Annotated in this window: 20 protein-coding genes; 8 read left to right on the top strand and 12 right to left on the bottom strand. The window is 63.3% G+C overall.

Annotated elements, in window-relative coordinates; genetic code table 11:
- Positions 1-97: 97 nt before the first annotated feature.
- A complete protein-coding gene (locus tag ACSQ3S_RS12750; protein ID WP_436142591.1) occupies positions 98-1,744 on the top strand; it encodes a methyl-accepting chemotaxis protein in 1,647 nt (548 codons plus the stop codon).
- Here ACSQ3S_RS12750 and ACSQ3S_RS12745 read toward each other — a convergent pair.
- The gene (locus ACSQ3S_RS12745; protein WP_413447302.1) at positions 1,735-2,358 is read right to left on the bottom strand and encodes a flavin reductase family protein; all 624 of its coding nucleotides are present in this window, start codon (positions 2,356-2,358) and stop codon (positions 1,735-1,737) included. The genes ACSQ3S_RS12750 and ACSQ3S_RS12745 overlap by 10 nt on opposite strands.
- A gap of 70 nt (positions 2,359-2,428) precedes the next feature.
- On the opposite strand from ACSQ3S_RS12745, the gene ACSQ3S_RS12740 reads away from it, so the two are divergent.
- Together ACSQ3S_RS12740 and ACSQ3S_RS12735 are read left to right on the top strand one after the other, a co-directional pair.
- The gene (locus ACSQ3S_RS12740) at positions 2,429-3,157 is read left to right on the top strand and encodes a substrate-binding periplasmic protein (protein ID WP_436142590.1); all 729 of its coding nucleotides are present in this window, start codon (positions 2,429-2,431) and stop codon (positions 3,155-3,157) included.
- A gap of 79 nt (positions 3,158-3,236) precedes the next feature.
- Positions 3,237-3,686, top strand: coding sequence for a GNAT family N-acetyltransferase (locus ACSQ3S_RS12735; RefSeq protein ID WP_436142589.1), 450 nt, complete (start codon positions 3,237-3,239; stop codon positions 3,684-3,686).
- 64 nt (positions 3,687-3,750) lie between these two features.
- Here ACSQ3S_RS12735 and ACSQ3S_RS12730 read toward each other — a convergent pair whose 3' ends face one another.
- A complete protein-coding gene (locus ACSQ3S_RS12730; protein ID WP_436142588.1) occupies positions 3,751-4,593 on the bottom strand; it encodes a type 1 glutamine amidotransferase domain-containing protein in 843 nt (280 codons plus the stop codon).
- A 102-nt stretch (positions 4,594-4,695) separates the two neighbouring features.
- Between ACSQ3S_RS12730 and ACSQ3S_RS12725 the strand changes: the two genes are divergently transcribed.
- Positions 4,696-5,592, top strand: a complete 897-nt coding sequence (locus tag ACSQ3S_RS12725) for a LysR family transcriptional regulator (RefSeq protein ID WP_353402428.1) — start codon at positions 4,696-4,698, stop codon at positions 5,590-5,592.
- Between the two features lie 8 nt (positions 5,593-5,600).
- Here ACSQ3S_RS12725 and ACSQ3S_RS12720 read toward each other — a convergent pair whose 3' ends face one another.
- Both ACSQ3S_RS12720 and ACSQ3S_RS12715 read right to left on the bottom strand, forming a co-directional pair.
- On the bottom strand, positions 5,601-6,074 hold the full coding sequence (locus tag ACSQ3S_RS12720) for a septal ring lytic transglycosylase RlpA family protein (RefSeq protein ID WP_436142587.1): 474 nt from the start codon (positions 6,072-6,074) through the stop codon (positions 5,601-5,603).
- A 93-nt stretch (positions 6,075-6,167) separates the two neighbouring features.
- Positions 6,168-6,743 (bottom strand): FxDxF family PEP-CTERM protein, encoded by a 576-nt coding sequence (locus ACSQ3S_RS12715; RefSeq protein ID WP_436142586.1) that lies wholly within the window; start codon positions 6,741-6,743, stop codon positions 6,168-6,170.
- Positions 6,744-7,057: 314 nt separating this feature from the next.
- Here ACSQ3S_RS12715 and ACSQ3S_RS12710 point away from each other — a divergent pair, with 314 nt between their 5' ends.
- Complete coding sequence (locus ACSQ3S_RS12710; RefSeq protein ID WP_436142585.1) at positions 7,058-8,983, top strand: CocE/NonD family hydrolase; 1,926 nt, start codon at positions 7,058-7,060, stop codon at positions 8,981-8,983.
- Positions 8,984-9,100: 117 nt separating this feature from the next.
- Here the strand turns inward: ACSQ3S_RS12710 and ACSQ3S_RS12705 are convergent, their stop codons facing one another.
- The 8 genes from ACSQ3S_RS12705 to ACSQ3S_RS12670 all read right to left on the bottom strand — a co-directional run bounded on the left by ACSQ3S_RS12705 (position 9,101) and on the right by ACSQ3S_RS12670 (position 17,862).
- Entirely contained in the window at positions 9,101-9,514 is a 414-nt protein-coding gene (locus ACSQ3S_RS12705) for a DUF6691 family protein (RefSeq protein WP_353402421.1), read from the bottom strand.
- Positions 9,511-9,939 carry a YeeE/YedE family protein gene (locus tag ACSQ3S_RS12700; RefSeq protein ID WP_436142584.1) on the bottom strand — a complete coding sequence of 143 codons (429 nt, stop codon included), beginning with the start codon at positions 9,937-9,939 and terminating at the stop codon, positions 9,511-9,513. Before ACSQ3S_RS12700 ends, ACSQ3S_RS12705 begins: the two co-directional genes overlap by 4 nt.
- A 61-nt stretch (positions 9,940-10,000) precedes the next feature.
- The gene (locus ACSQ3S_RS12695; protein ID WP_436142583.1) at positions 10,001-10,702 is read right to left on the bottom strand and encodes a hypothetical protein; all 702 of its coding nucleotides are present in this window, start codon (positions 10,700-10,702) and stop codon (positions 10,001-10,003) included.
- A gap of 36 nt (positions 10,703-10,738) precedes the next feature.
- Positions 10,739-12,832 (bottom strand): putative bifunctional diguanylate cyclase/phosphodiesterase, encoded by a 2,094-nt coding sequence (locus tag ACSQ3S_RS12690; RefSeq protein ID WP_436142582.1) that lies wholly within the window; start codon positions 12,830-12,832, stop codon positions 10,739-10,741.
- A 77-nt stretch (positions 12,833-12,909) separates the two neighbouring features.
- Positions 12,910-15,141 (bottom strand): ATP-binding protein, encoded by a 2,232-nt coding sequence (locus ACSQ3S_RS12685; protein ID WP_436142581.1) that lies wholly within the window; start codon positions 15,139-15,141, stop codon positions 12,910-12,912.
- The gene (locus ACSQ3S_RS12680; protein WP_436142580.1) at positions 15,138-15,503 is read right to left on the bottom strand and encodes an Hpt domain-containing protein; all 366 of its coding nucleotides are present in this window, start codon (positions 15,501-15,503) and stop codon (positions 15,138-15,140) included. The genes ACSQ3S_RS12685 and ACSQ3S_RS12680 overlap by 4 nt, the downstream gene beginning before the upstream one ends.
- Positions 15,500-17,173 (bottom strand): cache domain-containing sensor histidine kinase, encoded by a 1,674-nt coding sequence (locus ACSQ3S_RS12675; RefSeq protein ID WP_436142579.1) that lies wholly within the window; start codon positions 17,171-17,173, stop codon positions 15,500-15,502. Before ACSQ3S_RS12675 ends, ACSQ3S_RS12680 begins: the two co-directional genes overlap by 4 nt.
- Before the next feature lie 98 nt (positions 17,174-17,271).
- Positions 17,272-17,862: a response regulator gene (locus ACSQ3S_RS12670; protein ID WP_436145016.1), complete on the bottom strand. Its 591-nt coding sequence runs from the start codon at positions 17,860-17,862 to the stop codon at positions 17,272-17,274.
- Positions 17,863-18,101: 239 nt separating this feature from the next.
- Here ACSQ3S_RS12670 and ACSQ3S_RS12665 point away from each other — a divergent pair, with 239 nt between their 5' ends.
- The 3 genes from ACSQ3S_RS12665 to ACSQ3S_RS12655 are packed head-to-tail and all read left to right on the top strand — an operon-like array spanning position 18,102 to position 19,956.
- Positions 18,102-18,572 carry a chemotaxis protein CheW gene (locus tag ACSQ3S_RS12665; RefSeq protein ID WP_436142578.1) on the top strand — a complete coding sequence of 157 codons (471 nt, stop codon included), beginning with the start codon at positions 18,102-18,104 and terminating at the stop codon, positions 18,570-18,572.
- A gap of 38 nt (positions 18,573-18,610) precedes the next feature.
- Positions 18,611-19,681, top strand: coding sequence for an HD domain-containing phosphohydrolase (locus ACSQ3S_RS12660; RefSeq protein ID WP_436142577.1), 1,071 nt, complete (start codon positions 18,611-18,613; stop codon positions 19,679-19,681).
- Complete coding sequence (locus ACSQ3S_RS12655) at positions 19,678-19,956, top strand: helix-turn-helix domain-containing protein (protein ID WP_436142576.1); 279 nt, start codon at positions 19,678-19,680, stop codon at positions 19,954-19,956. The genes ACSQ3S_RS12660 and ACSQ3S_RS12655 overlap by 4 nt, the downstream gene beginning before the upstream one ends.
- Positions 19,957-20,015 lie beyond the last annotated feature (59 nt).

Below are 20,015 nucleotides of genomic sequence, written 5' to 3'. Positions count from 1 at the left end.
ATATCCGCCGAGAAATAATTGACGCGATTTGAGACATCAATTTTTTCTATCAATTAATAGAATTTTTCGATTAATGCCTTGCGGCTAGGAGACGGACATGAAGTGGTTTGCCAAGTTCAATATCGGGAAAAGGCTGGCAGCGGGGTTCGCCCTGATGCTGGCGCTGATGCTTTTCACCACCGTGCTCAGCATCTGGCGCATGAACGACATCGCCGCCGCGTCGGAGGCGATGTCGGCCCCGCTGGCCAAGGAGCGCCTGATCGCCGAGTGGAATACCCAGATCTTTGGCGCGGTGCGCCGCACCGGCGCCATCGTCAAGAGCAGCGACCCCGGCGTGGCGGCCTACTTCAAGGACGAGACCGATACCGCGTCACAACGCTCCGCCGCCCTGTCCAGGCAGATCGAACCCTTGTTGACGACGCCGGAGGAAGCCGCGCTGCTGGTGAAAATCAATGCCCAGCGCAAGCTCTACCGCGAGGCGACCAGCACGGCAATGAAGGCCAAGGCGCAGGGCGACCACGAACTGGCCGACAGCGCGCTGGAAAAATTATTTACCCCGGCGGCCAAAGGCTACCAAGCCCTGCTGGAACAACTGCTGGCGCAACAGCACAAGCAAATGGATGCGCAAAGCCGGTCGATCCAGGACATCCGCGCCTATAGCGTCAAGCTGATCGCGCTGCTGGCCGTCGCCGCCCTGCTGATCGGCGCCTGCTGCTCATGGCTGCTGACGGCCGGCATCGTCGGGCCGCTGCGCGCCGCCGTCGGCATGGCCGAAACGGTGGCTGGGGGCGACCTCAGCCGCACCATCGACATCCACGGCAACGACGAGACGGCCGCCCTGATGCGCGCCCTGCGCCACATGAACGACAGCCTGGTGGGCATCGTCAGCGAGGTGCGCGGCGGCACCGACACCATCGCGACGGCGTCGAAGGAAATCAGCGCCGGCAACCTGGACCTGTCCGGACGCACCGAGCAGCAGGCCAGCGCGCTGGAGGAAACCGCGGCGTCGATGGAGGAACTGACCACCACCGTGCGCCAGAACGCCGACAACGCGCGCCAGGCCAGCCAGCTGGCGATCACCGCCTCCGACGTGGCGGTGCGCGGTGGCGCGGTGGTGGGCGAAGTGGTGGCCACCATGGGCGCGATCAATGAATCGGCCAACAAGATCGTCGACATCATCAGCGTCATCGACGGCATCGCGTTCCAGACCAACATCCTGGCATTGAACGCCGCGGTGGAGGCGGCACGCGCCGGCGAACAGGGGCGCGGCTTCGCGGTGGTGGCATCCGAAGTGCGCACGCTGGCCCAGCGTTCGGCGGCCGCCGCCAAGGAAATCAAGACCCTGATCGGCGACTCGGTCGGCAAGGTCGACGCCGGCGCCAGGCTGGCCGACCAGGCCGGCGCCACCATGGAGCAGGTGGTCGCCAGCATCAAGCGCGTAACGGACATCGTGGCCCGCATCGCCAGCGCCAGCCAGGAGCAGACCGCCGGCATCGAGCAGGTGAACCAGGCCATCGGCCAGATGGACGAGGTCACGCAGCAGAACGCCGCGCTGGTCGAGCAATCGGCCGCCGCCGCAGCGGCGATGCAAGAGCAGGCCCATGCGCTGGCCGGGCTGGTGGGCGTGTTCAAGCTCGACCAGGCTCACGCGCAGACGGGAGCTACCGCCGCAGCCGGACGTTCCGGCCGGGGACGCGCGGTCGCGCTGGCCCCCGCCACGCGCCGGCGGTCGCTTCAGGGATAGTCGGGGCGCCGCATGCGGAACAGGTTGTCCCGGTTGATCTCGAAGTAATCGGCCGGGCCGCCGCCGCGCAGGATGGTCTGCGAGCCCGCCGTGTCGTAAATGCCGTCGCGCAGCAGTTCTTGCGCGATGTGCACGCCCACCACCTCCCCCATCACCAGCCAGCCGTTGGTCGGTTCGCCGGACGCGCTTTGCAGCCGGATGATCTGGCTGCACTTGCATTCGAAGGCCACCGGGCTCTCGGCCACGCGCGGCACGCCGACGATGCGCGAGGCCGCAGGCGTCAGGCCGGCCAGCCCGAACTCGCTCACCTCCGGCGGCGCCGGCGCGCAGCTGGCGTTCATCGCCTCGGCCAGCGGCCGGGTCGCCAGGTTCCAGACGAACTCGCCGGTCTGCTCGATATTGCGCAGCGTATCCTTGCGGCCCTGGCTGGAAAAGCCGATCAGCGGCGGCGTGTAGTTGAAGGCATTGAAGAAACTGTAGGGCGCCAGGTTCAGGCCGCCGTCCTCGCCGCGCGAGGAAATCCAGCCGATCGGGCGCGGCCCGACGATGGCGTTGAAAGGGTCGTGCGGCAGGCCGTGGCCCAGCGCCGGTTGGTAGAAATAGCGATCGTCCATGGCGGCATTCTCGCACAAGCCCGCGGCGCCCGCTTCGACCGCAGCGCTTCGGCTGCAGTATGATATCCGCATGAGCTTGCCCATCTTTTTTTTAGCCGCCCTGCTGCTGGCCGCGCCGTCCCGGGCCGGCGAGCTGGTCTACGTGGTATCGACCGGCAGCGCGATGCCGATGACGGACTTCCGCGACGGCGTGCTGGCGGGCGGCCTGCTGAAGGAGTTCGGCGATGCGCTGGCGCGCGAGCTGGGCATGACGCCGCGCTACCTGACGGTGCCGCGCAAACGGGTCGAAGTGCCGCTGGCGGCCGGCCAGGCCGACATCCTGTGCGACCTGCGGCCGGAATGGCTCGACGGCAAGGACTGGCTGTGGAGCGCCGCCATCTTCACCAATAACGAGATCATTGCCAGCCGCAGCGATACGGCGGCGATACGCAGCGTGGACGAACTGCGCAGGCAGCGCATGGGCACCATCCTCGGCTACCGCTACAGTCATCTGGAGCAACCGCTGGGCGAGGATTTCATCCGCGACGATGCCGCCAGCGACGACCTGAACCTGGCCAAGCTGCTGCGCTATCGCTTCGCCTACATGCTGACCAACTCGCTGTATTTCGATTACCAGCGCAAGATCCATCCGGAACGGGCGCTGCTCAATCCGGTGGCCTACAAGGTGTCGGCCTTCGACACCTACTGCGCGCTGCCGCCGAACGGCAAGCTGACGCTGCCGAACGTCGACAGGGCGATCCAGTCGCTGAAAAAACGCGGCGCCATCCAGGCCATGATGACGCACTTCCGTCCCAACTGACACAAGACTATACAAATCCCCGCTTGTACTCCTATCGTGCGGCGCTTACCCTACGCGTATCCCTTAGTTGAATACACGTATGCACGAAGATTTGCAGTTTGTCCCCCTGACGTCTCCCCTGTCCCCCAAGGCCTTGAGCGCGTTTCGCAAGGACGCCGACTGGCCCGATGCGCCGCAGCCCAAGGTAGTCGATCCGCGCGGCAAGATTGTCTGGGTCAGCGTCGAATCCAACAAGAAGCAGATCGCCATTGCGCGTCTGGAGCTGGCGCCGCCCGAGTTTTGTTATGTTGCCGACGTGATTGTCAGCAGCAAGTTTCGCGGCCGCGGCGTCGGTCACTGGTTCATGCAGCGCATCGAACAGTATTGCCACGGCCTGGGCGTACGCCGCTTGCTGCTGGAGGCCGCCAACGGCACCGAATCGTTCTACAAGTCGCTGGCGTTCATGCAGGATCCGTTCGTACCGTCCATGCTGAAAAAAGACGTCAATCCGTTGCAGCGGAAGATGTTCCTGCCCCCGCAAGGGAGGTAGACGGCGGCGGCGGCACGTCAACTCGTAGCTGAGGCGCGTGCAGGTCGCCTCGTCCATGCCTGATTCAACGCTTGAGCCGCGCCAGCAGCTGGTCGGCCACGCCGACTGCCGACGCCGGGTTCTGGCCGGTGATCAGCTCGCGGTCGGCCACCACCCAGCTTTGCCAATTGGCCGCGCTGCTGTAGACGCCGCCCGCGCGCTGCAGGGCGTTTTGCGGCCAGATCTTCATGGCACCGCCATTCAGCATGTCTTTGGTGGCGTCTTCCTCGGCGTTGCTGAAGACCGTCATTTCATAGCCAGCGTAGATCCAGGCCGGCGCCTTGACTTTGCCTCCGGCGGCCAGCGCCGCGGTGAACTGCTCGGGCTGCTCCATTGCCGACAGCAAGGCGATCGGACCATGGCAGGCCAGCGCGGTCGGCTTGGCGTTGGCGTGGAAGTCACGCAGCAATCGGCCAAGCGGCGCGCTGTGCAGCAAATCCTGCATCGGCGCGTGGCCGCCGGGAATGTAGATGGCGTCATAGTGGCCATAGCCGTTCTGCTCCACGCGCGCCAGGCTGATGACCGGCGAATGCAGGGCCGACGTCAGTTGCAGCTTGTCCAGCAACGCCAGGTGTTCGCGCATGCTGGCCTCGTCGTTGCCGAAATAGGCCTTGTCGACCGACAGGCGATCCAGTGTCGGCGCCTTGCCCAGCGGGGTGGCGAAGGTGACGACATGGCCGGCGTCCAGCAGCTTTTTAACCGGCTGCATCAACTCGTTGGCATAGAAGCCTGTGTTGAAGCTGCGATTGTCACGCAACTCCAGTTGCGCGGCGTCAGACAGTACCACCAGCACGTTGGCGGCGTTGGCGGTGAGCGCCGCCAGGCCCAGTACGGCACCGGCGGCGGTTTTGAGGATGGTGTGGTTCATATTGCGCTCCAGAGTAGTGTTTTGCAGTAGCGCTACTGTATTGATGACTGTAGAGTGTGTAAATAATCTGAAAATCAAATCATTTGTTCTTGAAAGGCTGGAATGGCCAGGCAATTCGATCACATGGCGGATGTGGAAGCCTTCGTCACCATCGTCGACAAGGGCACGATCAGCGCCGCCGCGGTGGCGCTCGGCACCACGCCGTCGGTGCTGAGCCGCGCCGTGGCCAGGCTGGAAAGCCGGCTCGGCGTGCAACTGCTGCGCCGTACCACGCGCCGCCTGAGCGTCACCGAGGCCGGCACGCTTTACCTGGAGCAAGCCCGCAGCGCCTTCGGCCTGATCGCCGACGCGGAGCGGGCGATCCAGGGCCGGGGCGGCGAGTTGTCCGGCACGATACGCATCAGCGCGCCGACCAGCTACGGCCATTACCGGCTGCCGCAACTGCTGCGGCCGTTCATGGAGCAGCATCCCAAGGTCGTCATCGAACTGAGCATCACGAACCGCAACGTCGATCTGGTCGACGAAGGCTATGACATGGCGATACGCCTGGGCGAGCTGGCCGACAGCGGGCTGGTCGCCAGGCGCCTCGACGAATCGCCGGTCTGCCTGGTCGCCGCGCCGGACTACCTGCAGCGAGCGGGCACGCCGCAGGACCTGGAGCAACTGGCCGCGCACGCCTGCCTGCCCTTCACCTTGCCCAGCACCGGCAGACAGGCGCCGTGGCTGCTGCGCGTCGACGGCCGCGACGTAGACTGGCTGGCGCCGCCGCGCATGCGGGTGGCCGACGACGTGCTGGGCGTGGTGTCGATGGCGCAGCAGGGGCTGGGCATCTGCCAGACCTACCGCTTCGTGGTGGAGGAACGACTGCGCAACGGACAACTGGTGGAAGTGCTGCCGGCGCTGTGCGACCGCAGCAAGCCGTTCTCGCTGATCTACGCGCCGCACCGGCGCATGTCGGCCGCCTGCCGCGCGCTGATCGACAGTCTGGCGCCAGCCTGACGGAGCAACTATTTGGCCTTGTCCGGCGGCGCCGATGCGGCCTCCGGCTTGGGCGGCAGCTTGAGCGGCGTCACCGCCACCGGTGCCACGCCCTCTTCCTTCATATCCAGCTTGTCGGCGGTCTTGGGCGTGACATCGATGATGCGGCCGTCGACATACGGTCCCCGGTCCTTGACCACCACCACCTCGCTCTTGTTGTTCTCCAGATTGGTGACCTTGGCAACCGTGCCCACCGGCAGCGTCTTGCTGGCGGCGGCATTGCTGTCGGGCTTCATGGTCTCGCCGTTCGCCATTTTCTTGCCGTGGAAACGGCGGCCGTAGTAGGAAGCCTTGCCCTTGCGGGTTTTACCTGAGCGGTCGATATGGTGGCCTTGCGCCGCCTTTTCTGTATGAGCCTGCTTTTGCGGCGTATCGGCGCTGGCGTATCCGCCCCAAAGCAGGCACAACGCCGGCGCCAACAACACTTTGCGCAGGGTCTTCATTCCGCATTGTAGGCCGTTTTTTGAGTCCATGCCGTCAACGCAAAAACGCGCCTGAGTCGTAGTCTCAGGCGCGTTTCTTACTGATTGCCTGACTTAGGCTTGCTTGCGGCGACGCGCAACCACACCCAGCAGACCCAGGCCGACGACCATCATGCCGTAGGTTTCTGGTTCCGGAACGGCCGCGATCGACACGTTCAGGTCGGAAGCATAGCTGCCGCCGGCATTGCCCAGCACCTTGCCGTCGATCTCAATCGCATATTTTCCGGCGCTCAGTGGCAAACCATTCAGCTCCCAGGTGTCGATGTGACTGCCGCTGGCCGTGGTATTGGTGCCCATGTAGGTTTGAACGACGGTGTTCGAGGCATCGTATTTGACCAAGCTGAACCCGGTGATCGACAGGTCTTTCAGCGTCGTCTTGTTCAGGTAGGTCGAGGTCAGCGAGGCCGACGAGTCGTACGAGTCAGACAGCGTGAAGGTGTAGAAATCGCTGAAGGTCTTGCCCATGGCCGCGCTATTGAATGTCGCACCCAGCGCAGCGGTGAAACCGCCCATGCCGTCGTCGTCCAGCGTAACGACGGCGGTTTTGCCGATGTCCGCAGCGAAGGCCGAGGTGCCGAACAGACTGGCGCCGGCGATCATAGAGGCGAGCAACATATTTTTGATTTTCATTTGGTATCCAATAGGAGTAGCGAGTTGAGCAAAGTTGTCCGAATGTCCCCATCCGGTAATACGAAGCATATAAAGATGTTGCGAGCACAACTGTACGTTCGCTAACACAAAGAGAAAATTGTAAAATTTTGCAACAATCCTTTGCCGCCTACTTGTTAACAGAATCTGTGGATAAGGCTGTTAACAACGACCCCCACCGTCTTCTAAGCTGATGTTTTCTATGGATAAAGTTCGGATGCGCAAATTTGTCGCAGCGAAAGTTATCCACTGCGATTACACTTTACGGGTTTGCTTTTCAACAAAAAAAGGAACCTATGAAACTGCGTCTTACCGCCATAACCTTGGCCTTGATGCTGGGTGGACTATCCGTTCACGCCGGCGCAGCCGATACCGCGCCCAAATACTCCCTGCGCGAGCACTACACCAAATACGAATTCCGCATCCCGATGCGCGACGGCGTGCGGCTGTTCACCGCCGTCTATGTGCCCAAGGACGCCAGCAAGACCTATCCCTTCCTGGTCCAGCGCACGCCCTACAGCGCCGGCGTGAACAGCGGCGGCGAGCTGCATTACGGCGTGGATTTTTATCCGGAACACATCGGCCCGTCGCAGGAGTTTGAGGACAGCGGCTACATCTTCGTCAAGCAGGATGTGCGCGGACGCTACATGTCCGAAGGCAAGTGGCAGGAAATGACGCCGCACGTCAACGCCGCGCGCGCCAAAGGCGAAGGCAACGAGAGCGAAGACATGCACGACACCGTCGAGTGGTTGCTGAAAAACGTCGCCAACAACAACGGCAAGGTCGGCATACTCGGCACCTCGTATCCGGGCTTCTACACCTCGGCCAGCATCATCGATTCGCATCCGGCGATCAAGGCCGCGTCGCCGCAGGCGCCGGTGACCGACCTGTACATGAACGACGATTCATATCACGGCGGCGCCTTCATGCTGGCGGCCAATTTCGATTTCTACTCGGCCTTCGTCGAAGCGGAAAATCCGACGCCGCTGCCGAAGTCCTGGGACCATTTCGACTACGGCACGGCCGACGGCTACGAATTCTTCCTGTCGCACCTGACCTTGTCCAACATCACCGCCACGCTGACGCCGAAACAGCGCGCGCTGCTGATGCCGACCATCGAGCACAGCAGCTATGACGATTTCTGGAAAACCCGCAACGTCGCGCCGCACCTGAAGAACATCAAGGCCGCCGTGCTGACCGTGGGCGGATGGTACGACGCCGAGGACCTGCAAGGCCCGCTGACCACCTACAACACCATCAAGCGCAACAATCCCGGCATCTATAGCGGGCTGGTGATGGGCCCGTGGTCGCACGGCGCCTGGGGACGCGCGGACGGCGCCAGCCTGGGCTACGTCAAGTTCGACGCCAAGACCGGCCAGCAATTCCGCAGCAATATCCAGTTCCCCTTCTTCGAGCAGCATTTGAAGGGTGTGGCCAACAAGAACGTATCCGAAGTCTATGCGTTTGAGACCGGCAGCAATGTCTGGCGCAACTACGCCGCCTGGCCGCCGAAACAGGCGGCCGCGCGCACGCTGTTCCTGGGGCCGAACGGCACGCTGGGCTGGAAACAGCCGGCTGCCGGCGCGGCGTTCGATGAATATGTGGCCGATCCGCGCAAGCCGGTGCCGTTCACCGCCTATCCGGCGCAGGGCGCGCCGAAGGAATACATGGTCGGCGACCAGCGCTTCGCCGCCAGCCGTCCGGACGTGCTGACCTACCGCAGCGACGTGTTGGAAGAGGATGTGACGCTGAGCGGTCCGGTCAAGCCGCGCCTGTTCGTGTCCACCACCGGCACCGATGCGGACTGGGTGGTCAAGCTGATCGACGTCTATCCGCCAGAATATCCAAGCGCCGGCGGCGACGAGGAGCGCGGCCCGGACGTGCCGAAACCGACGCTGACCATGGCCGGCTACCAGCAACTGGTGCGCGGCGATCCGCTGCGTGGCAAATTCCGCAACAGTTTTGAAAAGCCGGAGCCGTTCACGCCAGGCAAGGTGGAAGCCGTCAATTACAGCATGAGCGACGTCAACCACACTTTCCGGCGCGGCCACCGCATCATGGTGCAGATCCAGAGTTCCTGGTTCCCGCTGGTGGACTTGAACCCGCAAACCTTCGTCGATATTCCGAAAGCCAAGGCGGAGGACTTCCAGAAGGCCACCCAGCGGGTTTATCACGCGCCGGCGATGTATTCCGGCATCGAAGTTCAGGTACTGGGCAAGTAAGCGCCGGGTTGTTAACAAATTCTGTGGATAAGCTTGTTAACAAGCCGTACCGGGCCATGCCAAGTAGTTGTTTTCTATAAGAAAAGTCTCGCTGCGCAAATTTGTCGCAGCGAGAACTTATCCACCGCGCCGGCGTTCGAGCAATTCGAACAATCCCATGCCGGCCAGCATCGCCAAAACAAATAAAACCGCCTTGGGCAAACCCATGCCCAGGCCCACCAGCGCAGGCCCCGGGCAAAATCCCGCCAATCCCCAACCCGCACCAAATAATATCGATCCGATTATCAATCGACGGTCGATATTTTTTGCCGTGGGTAATTTCAACTCCTTGCCCAACAAAGTGGTTTGGCGTCGGCCGGCGTAAAGAAACGCAAAGAAACCGATCAATATCGCCCCTGCCATCACAAATGCCAGCGATGGATCCCATTTCCCGGCCAAATCAAGAAAACCCAATACCTTGGCCGGATTGGCCATGCCGGAAATAATCAATCCCAAGCCGAAAATCAAGCCGCATGCGAACGAGATAATCATGACAGATGCCTCAAAAGGAATACCGTAACAAAACCGGCGGCCATGAATATTATCGTGGCCGCTATCGATCGGGGCGATAAACGGGATATTCCGCAAACGCCGTGGCCGCTCGTGCATCCCGAGCCATAGCGGGTACCAACGCCAACCAGCAAGCCGGCCAGTATCAATATGCCGGTGCCGGCATCGATTTGCGTCGCAGGCAATGCATAAAATACGCCGTAGATGACAGGTGCGAGTATCAGGCCTGCAATAAATGCGAAACGCCAACCGATATCGCCTTTGTTTGGGCGTAACAAGCCGCCAATAATTCCGCTAATGCCGGCGATGCGGCCATTCAGCAGGATGAATAAGGCCGCCGCCAGGCCAATCAATATTCCCCCGGCCAGGGCCGGCCACGGGGTGAAATGCAGGCTGTCTATCGTCATTCAGTCTCTCCTCGGACACGCGCCAGAAAACGGCGCATACAAGCCAATTTTTAGCATACTTTCACTCTCCCAACAAACGCAAAGACTCGAGCCAGGCATCTTTCCAGGGTGCCAGTTCGGACTGGACAGCGAACGCCTTCTTCAAACGCGGCATCGGCACGCGGTAGACGTCGTTCAAACCCAGCGCCAGCGTCACGGGATTCCACAGATAACTGTTTTTACCAGCGCGTGAATTCTTTCTCACCCGGGCGCCATCGTCGCCGAATATACCGATGGCATCAGCCAGCGATTTCCCCAGATCCATTTTTACCATGCTGCCAAATACAAAAATAATTTCTTCCTTGCTCATTCCCTTTGGAATTTCCTTTGCCGGCGCAGGCGCTTGCACTGGCGGATGCAGAATATCTTCCGCCATCCGGACTATATCGAGCTGAAAGAATCTGATCGCGTTAAGCGGCATGGAAATGCCTGGCGGCGTCAGTTTAAAAGATATTCTATCGGAGTCGCGCGTCATGCGTATCAGCACATCGGGACTGCCTTCGGATAATCTTTTAATGTCGTCGACGAAGAATATAGGCGCTGGGTAGCGCTTGATTCCCTCGGCAAACAGATCCGCATATTCTTCCGAATAATCCAGCCAGACGTGGGGCGTCAACCCGCTGGCCAGCAAGCTGGACAGATTCCATGGTTTGCCGGTTTTATCGCTGAGCCATAAAGAAGTCTCTTCGGTCGTTGCCCAGCCAGGCAAGGTCATTGCATTCATATATACGCCACTGTCCGTTATCGGTGGCGTAGTGTATCAGCCAGGGCTTGCCGCCGTGCCGTCCGCAAGCAAGTCCTCGAATTGAGCGACCGGCAGCGGCCGGCTAAATAAAAAGCCTTGGTAGCGGTGGCACCCCAATTGTTCCAGCAGCGCGTGCTGCACCGGATTCTCGACGCCCTCGGCGATCACATCCAGTCCCAGGCTGCGTGCCATGGCAATAATCGTCGATACAATGACCTGGCCACAATTGTCGCCGGCCAGGTCATGGACAAACGAACGGTCTATCTTCAGCTGGCTCAGCGGCAGGCGCCTCAGATATTGCAGGGAGGAATATCCGGTGCCGAAGTCATCCAGGGAAAAGTGCACGCCCATGTCCCGCAGCTGCTGCATGCTCGAGATCGTCTCCTCGGTATGTTCCAGCAGGATACCCTCGGTCAGTTCCAGCTTCAGCCGGGAGGGATCGATGGCGTAGCGCCGCACCGTGTCACGCACCTGCGTGAAAAAATTACTCTGACGAAACTGAGCGGCACTGACGTTAATCGCAAGCAACAACGAAGCGGTGGCCGGGTCGCTCTGCCAGCGCTGCAATTGCGCGCACGCGGCTTCCAGCACCCAGGCCCCAATCGGCAAGATGAGACCGCACTCCTCCGCCAACGGAATGAAATCGGCCGGAGAAACACAGCTGCCGTCGGGCTGGATCCAGCGTATCAGCGCTTCCGCCCCGGTGATCCGGCCGTCATGGCCGACCTGGGCCTGGTAATACAGGTCAAATTGCCGCAATTCAATAGCCTTGCGCAGCCCCTCCTCCAGCCGCTCCCGTGCCGTGATGCTGTCCTGCATTTGCTGGTCAAAGAAACGCATGGCGTTGCGGCCGGCCTGCTTGGCTTGATACATGGCAATATCGGCTTGCGCCAGCACTTCGTCGGGTTGGGACGGAACCCCGTTATGGAACAGGGTCGCCCCCATGCTGGGCGTGCTGCGGCAATGATGGATGCCAAGCTGATACGGCTGGTTCAGTTCGGCCAGAATCTTGAGGCCCAGCGCTTCAGCCTGGGCCGCCGCCTCCAGCGCGTCGCAGCTCATGCGCTCCAGCAGCACCACAAATTCGTCGCCGCCCAGGCGCGCCACCGTGTCGCCATGGCGCAGGCAGCCTTGCAGGCGCGCGCCGACCTGCTGCAGCAGCAGGTCGCCGACATTGTGGCCAAGCGTGTCGTTGAGCGTCTTGAAATTATCCAGGTCGATAAACACCAGCGCGCCGTAGCGGTCGTGCGCGCTGCTGGCGGCCAGTACCTGGCGCAGCCGTTCCATCAGCATGCGCCGGTTGGGCAAACGCGTCAGCGGGTCGTAAAACGCCAGGCTGCGGATCTCATCGTTGGCCGCCTTGCTGACCGTGATGTCGGTCAGCGTCGCCACATAATTGCAAAGCTCGCCGAACTCGTCGCGCACCGCCGCAATGCTCAGGTGTTCCGGATAGACTTCGCCATTCTTGCGGCGATTCCATATCTCGCCTTCCCAACTGCCGTCCTGCGCGATGGCCTCCCACATGGCCTGGTAAAACGCCGCGTCATGGCGACCGGAGTTGAGCATGCGCGGCGTTTGGCCGGTTGCCTCGTCCGCGCCATAGCCGGTGATGCGGGTAAACGCCTGGTTGACCTTGAGGATGACGCCCCTGGCGTCGGTCACCATCATGCCTTCGGACGATTCAAACGCGGTGGCCGCCACGCGCAAGCTGGCCTCGGCCAGATGGCGCTCCGTGATGTCCGTATGCGCCACCACGGCGCCCTGCCAGCCGCAGGCAAGCGGCGTCGCCGTCATGTGGAACCAGCGTTTCTGCGCCGGCGTGGAGCACGCATACTCCATCTGGAAGTAGCTGCTGCGCCCCTCCAGCACCGCGCTGATGCCCGCCCCGGCGTCGGCGGCCCCTTCGGAGCCCAGGCCCCGCGCGTTGCGGCAGGCGGCCAGGTAGTTGCGCCCCACGTCGTCGCCCGAGGGCGGCGCGCCCAGCGTCTGGCCACTCGTACGCCAAGCCTCGTTGACCACAACGATCATGCCCGCCGCGTCCAGTATCGCGATCTGGTCGGGCAAGGCGTCAAGGATGGCGCAGGCGAAACTGTGGCACACGCCGGGCATAGCCGCTACAGGGTGGACAAATTCACAGATGTCGTGTTGCAGCGAGCATGTCATGACGTGCCTCGATTTGATGTAAATTATTTTGCCGGGACTGCATCCGCCACCCGCAAGGCGGCGCAACGCGCCACCAGGGCGTTGAACTGCACCGCGCTGAACGGCTTGCTCAGGTAATCGTCCATGCCGGCCTCCAGGCAGCGCTGGCGATCGCCATCGATGGCGCTGGCCGTCAGCGCCACCACCGTGGTCCGCGCGGCGCCGCTGGCGGCCTCCAGTTCGCGCAGTCGGCGGCAGGCGTCATAGCCATTCAGCACCGGCATCATGCAATCCATCAGCACCAGGTCGTAGCGGCGTATGGCCAGCGCGTCGAGTGCCTGCTGGCCGTCGTGCACATCGTCGACCTGCCAGCCGAGCCGGGTAAGCAGGATGCGCGCCAGTTGCCGGTTCATTTCGTTGTCCTCGGCCACCAGCACGCTGCGCCGCGCGCTGTCGGCCGCAGGCAACGGCAGCGCAACCGCGCCGGCGACGGGCGCCGGCAGCACCGGCGCCAGCCTGACCGGCAGGTCGAACTGGAAACGGCTGCCGGCGCCGGGGCTGCTGCTGCAATCAATGCTGCCGCCCATCAGTTCCAACAGGCTCTTGCAGATGGCCAGGCCCAGGCCGGTGCCGCCATACTGCGCGCTGATCTTGCTGTCGGCCTGGCTGAAGGGTTCGAACAGGCGCGCGCGCGCGGCCGGGGCCATCCCTATGCCCTCGTCGCTGACGGCATAGCACAGACGCCACAGACCGGTATGTTCACCGTCCACCCGCGCCGTGTAATCCAGCGTGATGAGACCGGATGGCGTGAACTTGATGGCGTTGCTGAGCAGATTGCCCAGCACCTGGCGCACGCGGGCGGCGTCGCCGACGACCCAGGATGGTCCGACGCCGACCTGGGTCTGCAACCGCAGGCCTTTGCGCTCGGCCGCGGCGCGGTACAGCTCCACCACCTGGATGAGCTGAACGGCGGGCTCAAAGGGCTGTTGGTCCAGCGTCATGCGGCCGGATTCGATCTTGGAAAAATCCAGCACGTCATTGATGATGTGCATCAGCTCGCCGACGCCGCGCTGCACGTTTTCCGCATAGCCGCGCTGCACCGGATCGAGCGCCGTCTCCAGCATCAGTTCCGACATGCCGGCGATGCCGCTCATCGGCGTGCGGATCTCATGGCTCATCATGGCCAGGAAGCGCGATTTGGCCTGGCTGGCGGCATCGGCCTGCTGTTGCAGCAGCAGTGCCTGCTCGGCATCGCGGTCGCGCCGTTTCAGCAGCCGCGCCACCATCCAGAACGCCGCCAGCAACCCCAGCAGGCCAACCAGCGCCACCATGCCCAGCAGGCGCAGGCTGCGCCACCAGCCCGCCAGCAGCAGGTCCTCGGTGATGGTGGCGTTGACGATCAGCGGGTAATCGCGCAGCGCCCGCACCGCCCCCATGCGGAAGACTTCGCGCTGGCCGGTGGAGGCGCGCGGGCCGCTGGTGATGCGGACGTCGTTGTTCAAGCCCTCGCTGATGACGGCATAGGTGGTGCCGGTCAGCACCCGCTTGCCCAGCAACTCCTCGGCCTCAGGCCAGCGCGCCAGCAGCGTGAAGTCGCTGCGGTACAGCGTCACCGCGGCGCTCTGCCCCAGGCTCACGCGCCGGAAGTAATCGGCGAAGAAGTCGACCGACACCCCCACCAGCACCACGCCGGCAAAGCTGCCGTCAACGCTATTGACGCGCCGGCTCAGATAGAAAGTCCACTTGCCGTTGCCCTTGTTGCGCACCGGCGCACTGATGAACGGCCGGGCGCTGGCGTTGCTGCGATGCCAGGTAAAGTAGTCGCGCTCGGCCAGGCTGATCGCGGGCGCGGGGAAGCTGCGGCTGAAATTGAGCACATTGCCGTCGGCATCGACCACGCTGATCACATCGACCTGCGACACGCCACTGATCTTGTCGCGCAAGGACTGGTACAACTGCCGCGAACGCAGTGCTGCGGCCATCCGCGCGTCGCCGCTGCCGGCCTCGGCCTGCACGATCCCGGTCACGCCATCGAGCAGCTGGAAGCTGGAAGCCATCACCTGCGCGGTGCTCTCCGCCAGCAGCAGCGACAGGTTGCCCAAGTCCTGGCGCCGGTCGTCGATCTGGTGCTCGCGCAGGATCCAGCCGGCGCCGGCGGTGGCCGATCCCAGCAAGAGCAGCAGCGCCGCGCCGGTCATCGCCAGCGTGCGCCGCGCCTCCAGGCCGCGGCCACGCAACAGAATGGCTGCACGCCGCCTCCATGATTGCATTTTCATTCGGTCCCCCCGGCGCCGTCATAGTCGAGCAGGCTGCGCGCGACCTCCCGCATCACCTGGCTGAACAATGCCTCCAGCTGCGTTACCGGCGGCAGCGGCAAGCCCGCGTGCGCCTGGATTTCCAGCGACTGCAGTAAGGCACTGAGCGCGTCGGCGCCAACCAGCAGCGTCATGCCCTTGAGCGCGTGGCTGGCCGCGCGGATCTCGGCCGGGCGGCCGCCGCCGAGCGCCTGGCGCAGGACCGCCAGGCGCTCCGGCGCGACATCGATAAACGTCTGCGACAAGGCGCGGAAGGACAGGCGGTCCCCGCCTGCCGCCCGCCACAACACGCGCGGATCGATGGCCAGATAGACGGCGCTCATGCGGCCTCCATGGCCGCTTGCGGCAGCTGCTCTTGCCTTGGCAGCTCAACGACAAACACCGCGCCGGGCATCGCGTTCTTTTCCAGCCAGATGCGCCCGCTCATCAGCTCGACCAGCAGCCTGGCGATGGCCAGGCCCAGGCCCGCGCCCTGCTTGCCGCGGCTTGCCGAATCATCGGCCTGGGTGAATTTTTCAAAGATATCGCGCCGCATTCCGGCCGGCACGCCCGGCCCGCTGTCGCTGACCTGGCAACGCAAGCCGCCGCGCGGCGCCGGCGCCAGCCGCAGCGTCACACAACCGGCGTCGGTCGCCGCCAGCGCGTTGCGCAGCAAAATATCGAGCACGCGCATCAGCTTGGCCCGGTCGCCCGGCCAGACCTCGGGCAAGCCGGGGGCCAGCTCCGAAGTCAGCGCGAGTCCTTTGGCGGCGGCAGCGGCGCGGTGGCCGGACAGCGCCAGCAACGGCAACTCGGCGATGTTCAGCGGCTCAATCACCAACGGCACCCGGCCCGATTCCAGCGCGCTCAGCTCCAGCACCGCTTCGATCAGTCCCAGCAGGCGCATGCCGCTGCCATGGATGGCGTCGGCAAAGCCCCGGCTGCGCTCGTCGCCGAGTTCGAGTTGCAGCAATTCGGAATAGCCGAGTATGCCGTTCAGCGGCGTGCGCAATTCATGCGACATATTGGCCAGAAAACGCGATTTGGCCAGATTGGCCACCATCGCCCGCGCCCTGCTTTCGATGAGCTTGCCAGCCATCACATGCAAGCCCAACGCAAACAGCAGGATCACCAGCGTGCTGCCGGCAGCCAGGTACAGCGTGCGCTGGCGGCTGGCCGCATAGCGCGCCATGCGCTCATCCAGATCGATGCCCACCAGCGCGTACAACGGAAAGCGCTCCAGCCGCTGGAATGCGTAAAGGCGCGCCCTGCCGTCAACCGGCCCGGCGTGGATCAGCGTGCCCTGGCGGCCGGCGCGCATGGCCGCGAACACGGCGCTGGCGCCGATGTCCTGGCCCAGGCTGGCGTCATTGCCCACCCGGCGCACACGCACCACGCCATCGGCGCCCACCAGCGCAATCGATCCCTGCTGGCCGACATCGATATCGTGATACAGGCCGGTGAAATAATACGGATCCATGGACACCACCACGACGCCCTTGAAGCGTCCGTCGGGATAGCTGATGCGGCGCGTCAGCTGCAGCGACCATTTGTTGGACACGCGGCCCAGCACCGGCTTGCTGACATAAAGCTGGCCGTCATCGGCCTGCAGGTGCACGCGGACATGCTCGCGGTCGGCCAGGTTGACGGACTTGAACGGCAGGCTGGACAAGACCAGGTTCGCGTGCTCGTCAATGATGCTGAACTGGTTGTAGATGTCGCCCGGCCGCAGCCCGTTTTCCAGTTCGCGGACGATGTCGAGATGCGCGCCGTCGGCGTCATAGCGGTGGCGCAGGAAGATGACCGCCTGGTCGGCAGCCTCCAGCGTGCGCGTGGCATGTTCGCTGAACAGGCGCACCAGCGCGAGGGCGTCGCGCCGGGCGTCGTCAACCTGCAGCCGCCTGGCCTCGTCGATCTGGTACAGCGTCGCGGTCCAGGTGCCGGCAATCAGCAGCAGCGCAAAGCTGAGCAGCAACCAGCGCACGTCGAGCCGCATCAAGATTTTCCGCCACATGCCGCCCTCCCCCTGTCGATGGCGCGCGGTTCACTCCGCGCCGCTCATGGGATGATGCTGCCTGAACACAAAATATTTGTCAAATTTAATTAATTCGTTTAATTCCAATCGCACTGGCGCAGCAACTGCGCGCAACACGCCTTCATATAACCGCGCAGCTCATCGTAATTGACGGGCTTGGCAAAAAACACCACGCCGGGCGGCACGCCGCCGCGCTCGTCCAGCTCCTCCTCCCTCATGCCGGACAGCAGCGCGATATGCATGCCCGCCAACTCCGGATCGGCCAGGATGGTCTTCACCACTTCATAGCCGTCGATGCCGTCCATGATGATGTCGGCCAGCAACACGTGCGGGCGGCGGCGGGCAATCTCCATCAGCGCCTGGTAGCCGTTCTCGCAAAAGGTCAGGCTGACCGGCAGCGCCCACGAGCTGAACTGCCGCTCATAGATGGCGCGCTGCAGGGGATTGTCTTCGACCACCAGCACGGTGCTCACGCCGCCGCCTGCGGCTGGGGTACGCGGTGGCGCCTCCGCCTGCGGCGTGGCCTTGTAGCGCAAGACGGCATGCAGCGGAATCCGACGGTGGCCACCCTTGGTTTTCCAGGCTTCGATGACGCCGGCCTCGACTAGTTGTTGCACAGAAGATACAGAAATTCCCAGAATTTCCGCCGCTCGCTGGGTCGTGCACACCTCATCCGCAGGGGAATCGCCGCGCTTATTCGCCACACGCACCTCTCAATAGAAAAATAAATAAAACGAATTTACCAAATTCAATAAAATTCGTTATAATCGTCACAGAAATAAAGAATTCAAAGCAAATCCACGCCTTAACGCCATTATGCCGTCGAAGCAGCCATAGACCAAACGAACTGGCAGCAAATCGTGGAATTCGCTGCATCTTTGCAGCCAACCCCAGGCAGGAGATGATCATGAGTGCAACATTTAACGAACAATCGGCCCGCAGCAACCTGGTCTTCGGCCTGGGCGCCGAAGAATATGCGATCGACATCGCGCTGGTCCAGGAATTGCGCGGCTACGACCAGGTGACGCGGCTGGCCAATGCGCCGGACTATCTGAAGGGCGTCATCAATCTGCGCGGCGTGATTGTGCCGCTGATCGACCTGCGCATCCGCCTGGGCCTGGCGGTGCCCACGTATAACGCCACCACCGTGGTCATCATCCTTGCCACGCCCGAGCACACCACCGGCATCGTGGTCGACAGCGTGGCCGACGTCGTCAACCTCGAGCCGGGCCAGATCAAGCCGGCGCCGCAACTGCGGCACGGCGCCAGCGAGTACGTGCTGGCCATCGCCAGCGTCGAGCAGCGCATGCTCATCATGCTCGACATCGGCGCCATGCTGCGCGGCCTGACCACTGAACCCGAGGCCCTGGCGGCCTGACCCGACACTCACCTGACCGAGACCCCACGGAGCGCCTGATGAAAATCCTGATCGTCGACGACAGCCAAGCCAACCTGGACGTGTTTGGCCACATGCTGGAAATGCTGAGCGACACCCCACCGGTGACGATGTCGAACCCGCGCATCGCGCTGGACTGGTGCGCCGACAACGAGCCCGACCTGGTGGTGGTCGACTATATGATGCCCGAGATCGACGGCCTGGAATTCCTGCGCCGCTTCCGCGCCCTGCCCGGCAAGCAGGATACGCCGGTCGTCATGGTCACCGCCGACACCCACCACAAAATCAGGCACGAGGCGCTGCGCCTGAGCGCCAACGACTTCCTGACCAAGCCGGTTAATTTTGCCGAGCTGAACGCCCGTGTCGGCAATCTGCTGGCGCTGCGCAGTGCCCAGTTGCGGTTGGCCAGCCATGCGGCGGATCTGGCCGAGGCGGTGCGCAAGGCCACCGCCGAGATCGCGGCACGCGAACGCGAAGCGATCTACCGGCTGTCGCGCGCGGCCGAGTTCCGCGACCCGGAAACCGGCGGCCATCTGCTGCGCATGGCGGCGTATGCCGAACTGATCGCACGCAACCTCGGCCTGCCCGAGGCCGAATGCGAACTGATCCTCACCGCCGCGCCCATGCACGACATCGGCAAGCTGGGCATTCCGGATGCGATCCTGCTCAAGCCCGGACGGCTCGATGCGGACGAGCTGGCGATCATCCGCGGCCACGCCCAGATCGGCGCGCGGATTCTGGCCGACAGTGATTCACCGCTGCTGCAGGCCGGCGCCGTCATCGCCGCCACCCACCACGAACGCTACGACGGCAGCGGCTATCCGAACGGTTTGGCCGGCAGGGACATTCCACTGCACGGCCGCATCGTCGCCGCAGCCGATGTCTTCGACGCGCTGACATCGTCCCGCCCGTACAAGCCGGGCTGGTCCTTCGAACACGCCAGGAGCGCCATGGAGGCTGGCAGCGGCAGCCATTTCGACCCCGATTGCATCACCGCATTGTTCTGCGACGAATCCGCGCTCGACGCCATCCGGCGCCGCTACAGCCCGCCCGATCGTCTCACCACCACAACCACCCAGGAGGCCGCATGACACCCGATCAAACACCGCCGATTCCAGTCCCGCCGCGCTGCCCGCACCTGCTGCTCGACCACTTGCTGAAGCGCTTGCAACTAAAGAACGATGCCTCGCTGGCGCGCATGCTGGACATCTCGCCGCCGCGCCTCAGCAAGATACGCCGCCGCCGCTTGCCGATCAGCGCCGACGTGCTGCTGCGCCTGCATGAAGTGGCGCGGATTCCAGTCGCGGAGCTAAGGCGGCTGGCTCGGCAAAGCGAGCCGGCGTCGCAAACAGCCACCCAGATTTGATGCCACGTTTATCCAGATATGCCATGCACGCCAACGGCATCTTGAAATACAAACAGGGG

Source organism: Duganella sp. LjRoot269, assembly GCF_964254095.1.
In the GTDB taxonomy this organism is placed as follows: domain Bacteria; phylum Pseudomonadota; class Gammaproteobacteria; order Burkholderiales; family Burkholderiaceae_D; genus Rugamonas; species Rugamonas hordei.
Note: the sequence above shows the minus strand (reverse complement) of the source record. Positions and strands in the feature narration are given on the sequence as shown.

Excerpts from the sequence above, each read along its gene's own strand:
- ACSQ3S_RS12715 (WP_436142586.1), bottom strand. The coding sequence starts at position 6,743 with ATGAAAATCAAAAATATGTTGCTCGCCTCTATGATCGCCGGCGCCAGT.
- ACSQ3S_RS12750 (WP_436142591.1), top strand. The coding sequence starts at position 98 with ATGAAGTGGTTTGCCAAGTTCAATATCGGGAAAAGGCTGGCAGCGGGG.
- ACSQ3S_RS12735 (WP_436142589.1), top strand. The coding sequence starts at position 3,237 with ATGCACGAAGATTTGCAGTTTGTCCCCCTGACGTCTCCCCTGTCCCCC.
- ACSQ3S_RS12745 (WP_413447302.1), bottom strand. The coding sequence starts at position 2,358 with ATGGACGATCGCTATTTCTACCAACCGGCGCTGGGCCACGGCCTGCCG.
- ACSQ3S_RS12675 (WP_436142579.1), bottom strand. The coding sequence starts at position 17,173 with ATGTGGCGGAAAATCTTGATGCGGCTCGACGTGCGCTGGTTGCTGCTC.
- ACSQ3S_RS12655 (WP_436142576.1), top strand. The coding sequence starts at position 19,678 with ATGACACCCGATCAAACACCGCCGATTCCAGTCCCGCCGCGCTGCCCG.
- ACSQ3S_RS12680 (WP_436142580.1), bottom strand. The coding sequence starts at position 15,503 with ATGAGCGCCGTCTATCTGGCCATCGATCCGCGCGTGTTGTGGCGGGCG.
- ACSQ3S_RS12690 (WP_436142582.1), bottom strand. The coding sequence starts at position 12,832 with ATGCCCGGCGTGTGCCACAGTTTCGCCTGCGCCATCCTTGACGCCTTG.
- ACSQ3S_RS12660 (WP_436142577.1), top strand. The coding sequence starts at position 18,611 with ATGAAAATCCTGATCGTCGACGACAGCCAAGCCAACCTGGACGTGTTT.
- ACSQ3S_RS12730 (WP_436142588.1), bottom strand. The coding sequence starts at position 4,593 with ATGAACCACACCATCCTCAAAACCGCCGCCGGTGCCGTACTGGGCCTG.
- ACSQ3S_RS12740 (WP_436142590.1), top strand. The coding sequence starts at position 2,429 with ATGAGCTTGCCCATCTTTTTTTTAGCCGCCCTGCTGCTGGCCGCGCCG.
- ACSQ3S_RS12720 (WP_436142587.1), bottom strand. The coding sequence starts at position 6,074 with ATGAAGACCCTGCGCAAAGTGTTGTTGGCGCCGGCGTTGTGCCTGCTT.
- ACSQ3S_RS12665 (WP_436142578.1), top strand. The coding sequence starts at position 18,102 with ATGAGTGCAACATTTAACGAACAATCGGCCCGCAGCAACCTGGTCTTC.
- ACSQ3S_RS12705 (WP_353402421.1), bottom strand. The coding sequence starts at position 9,514 with ATGATTATCTCGTTCGCATGCGGCTTGATTTTCGGCTTGGGATTGATT.
- ACSQ3S_RS12710 (WP_436142585.1), top strand. The coding sequence starts at position 7,058 with ATGAAACTGCGTCTTACCGCCATAACCTTGGCCTTGATGCTGGGTGGA.
- ACSQ3S_RS12700 (WP_436142584.1), bottom strand. The coding sequence starts at position 9,939 with ATGACGATAGACAGCCTGCATTTCACCCCGTGGCCGGCCCTGGCCGGG.
- ACSQ3S_RS12685 (WP_436142581.1), bottom strand. The coding sequence starts at position 15,141 with ATGAAAATGCAATCATGGAGGCGGCGTGCAGCCATTCTGTTGCGTGGC.
- ACSQ3S_RS12725 (WP_353402428.1), top strand. The coding sequence starts at position 4,696 with ATGGCCAGGCAATTCGATCACATGGCGGATGTGGAAGCCTTCGTCACC.
- ACSQ3S_RS12695 (WP_436142583.1), bottom strand. The coding sequence starts at position 10,702 with ATGAATGCAATGACCTTGCCTGGCTGGGCAACGACCGAAGAGACTTCT.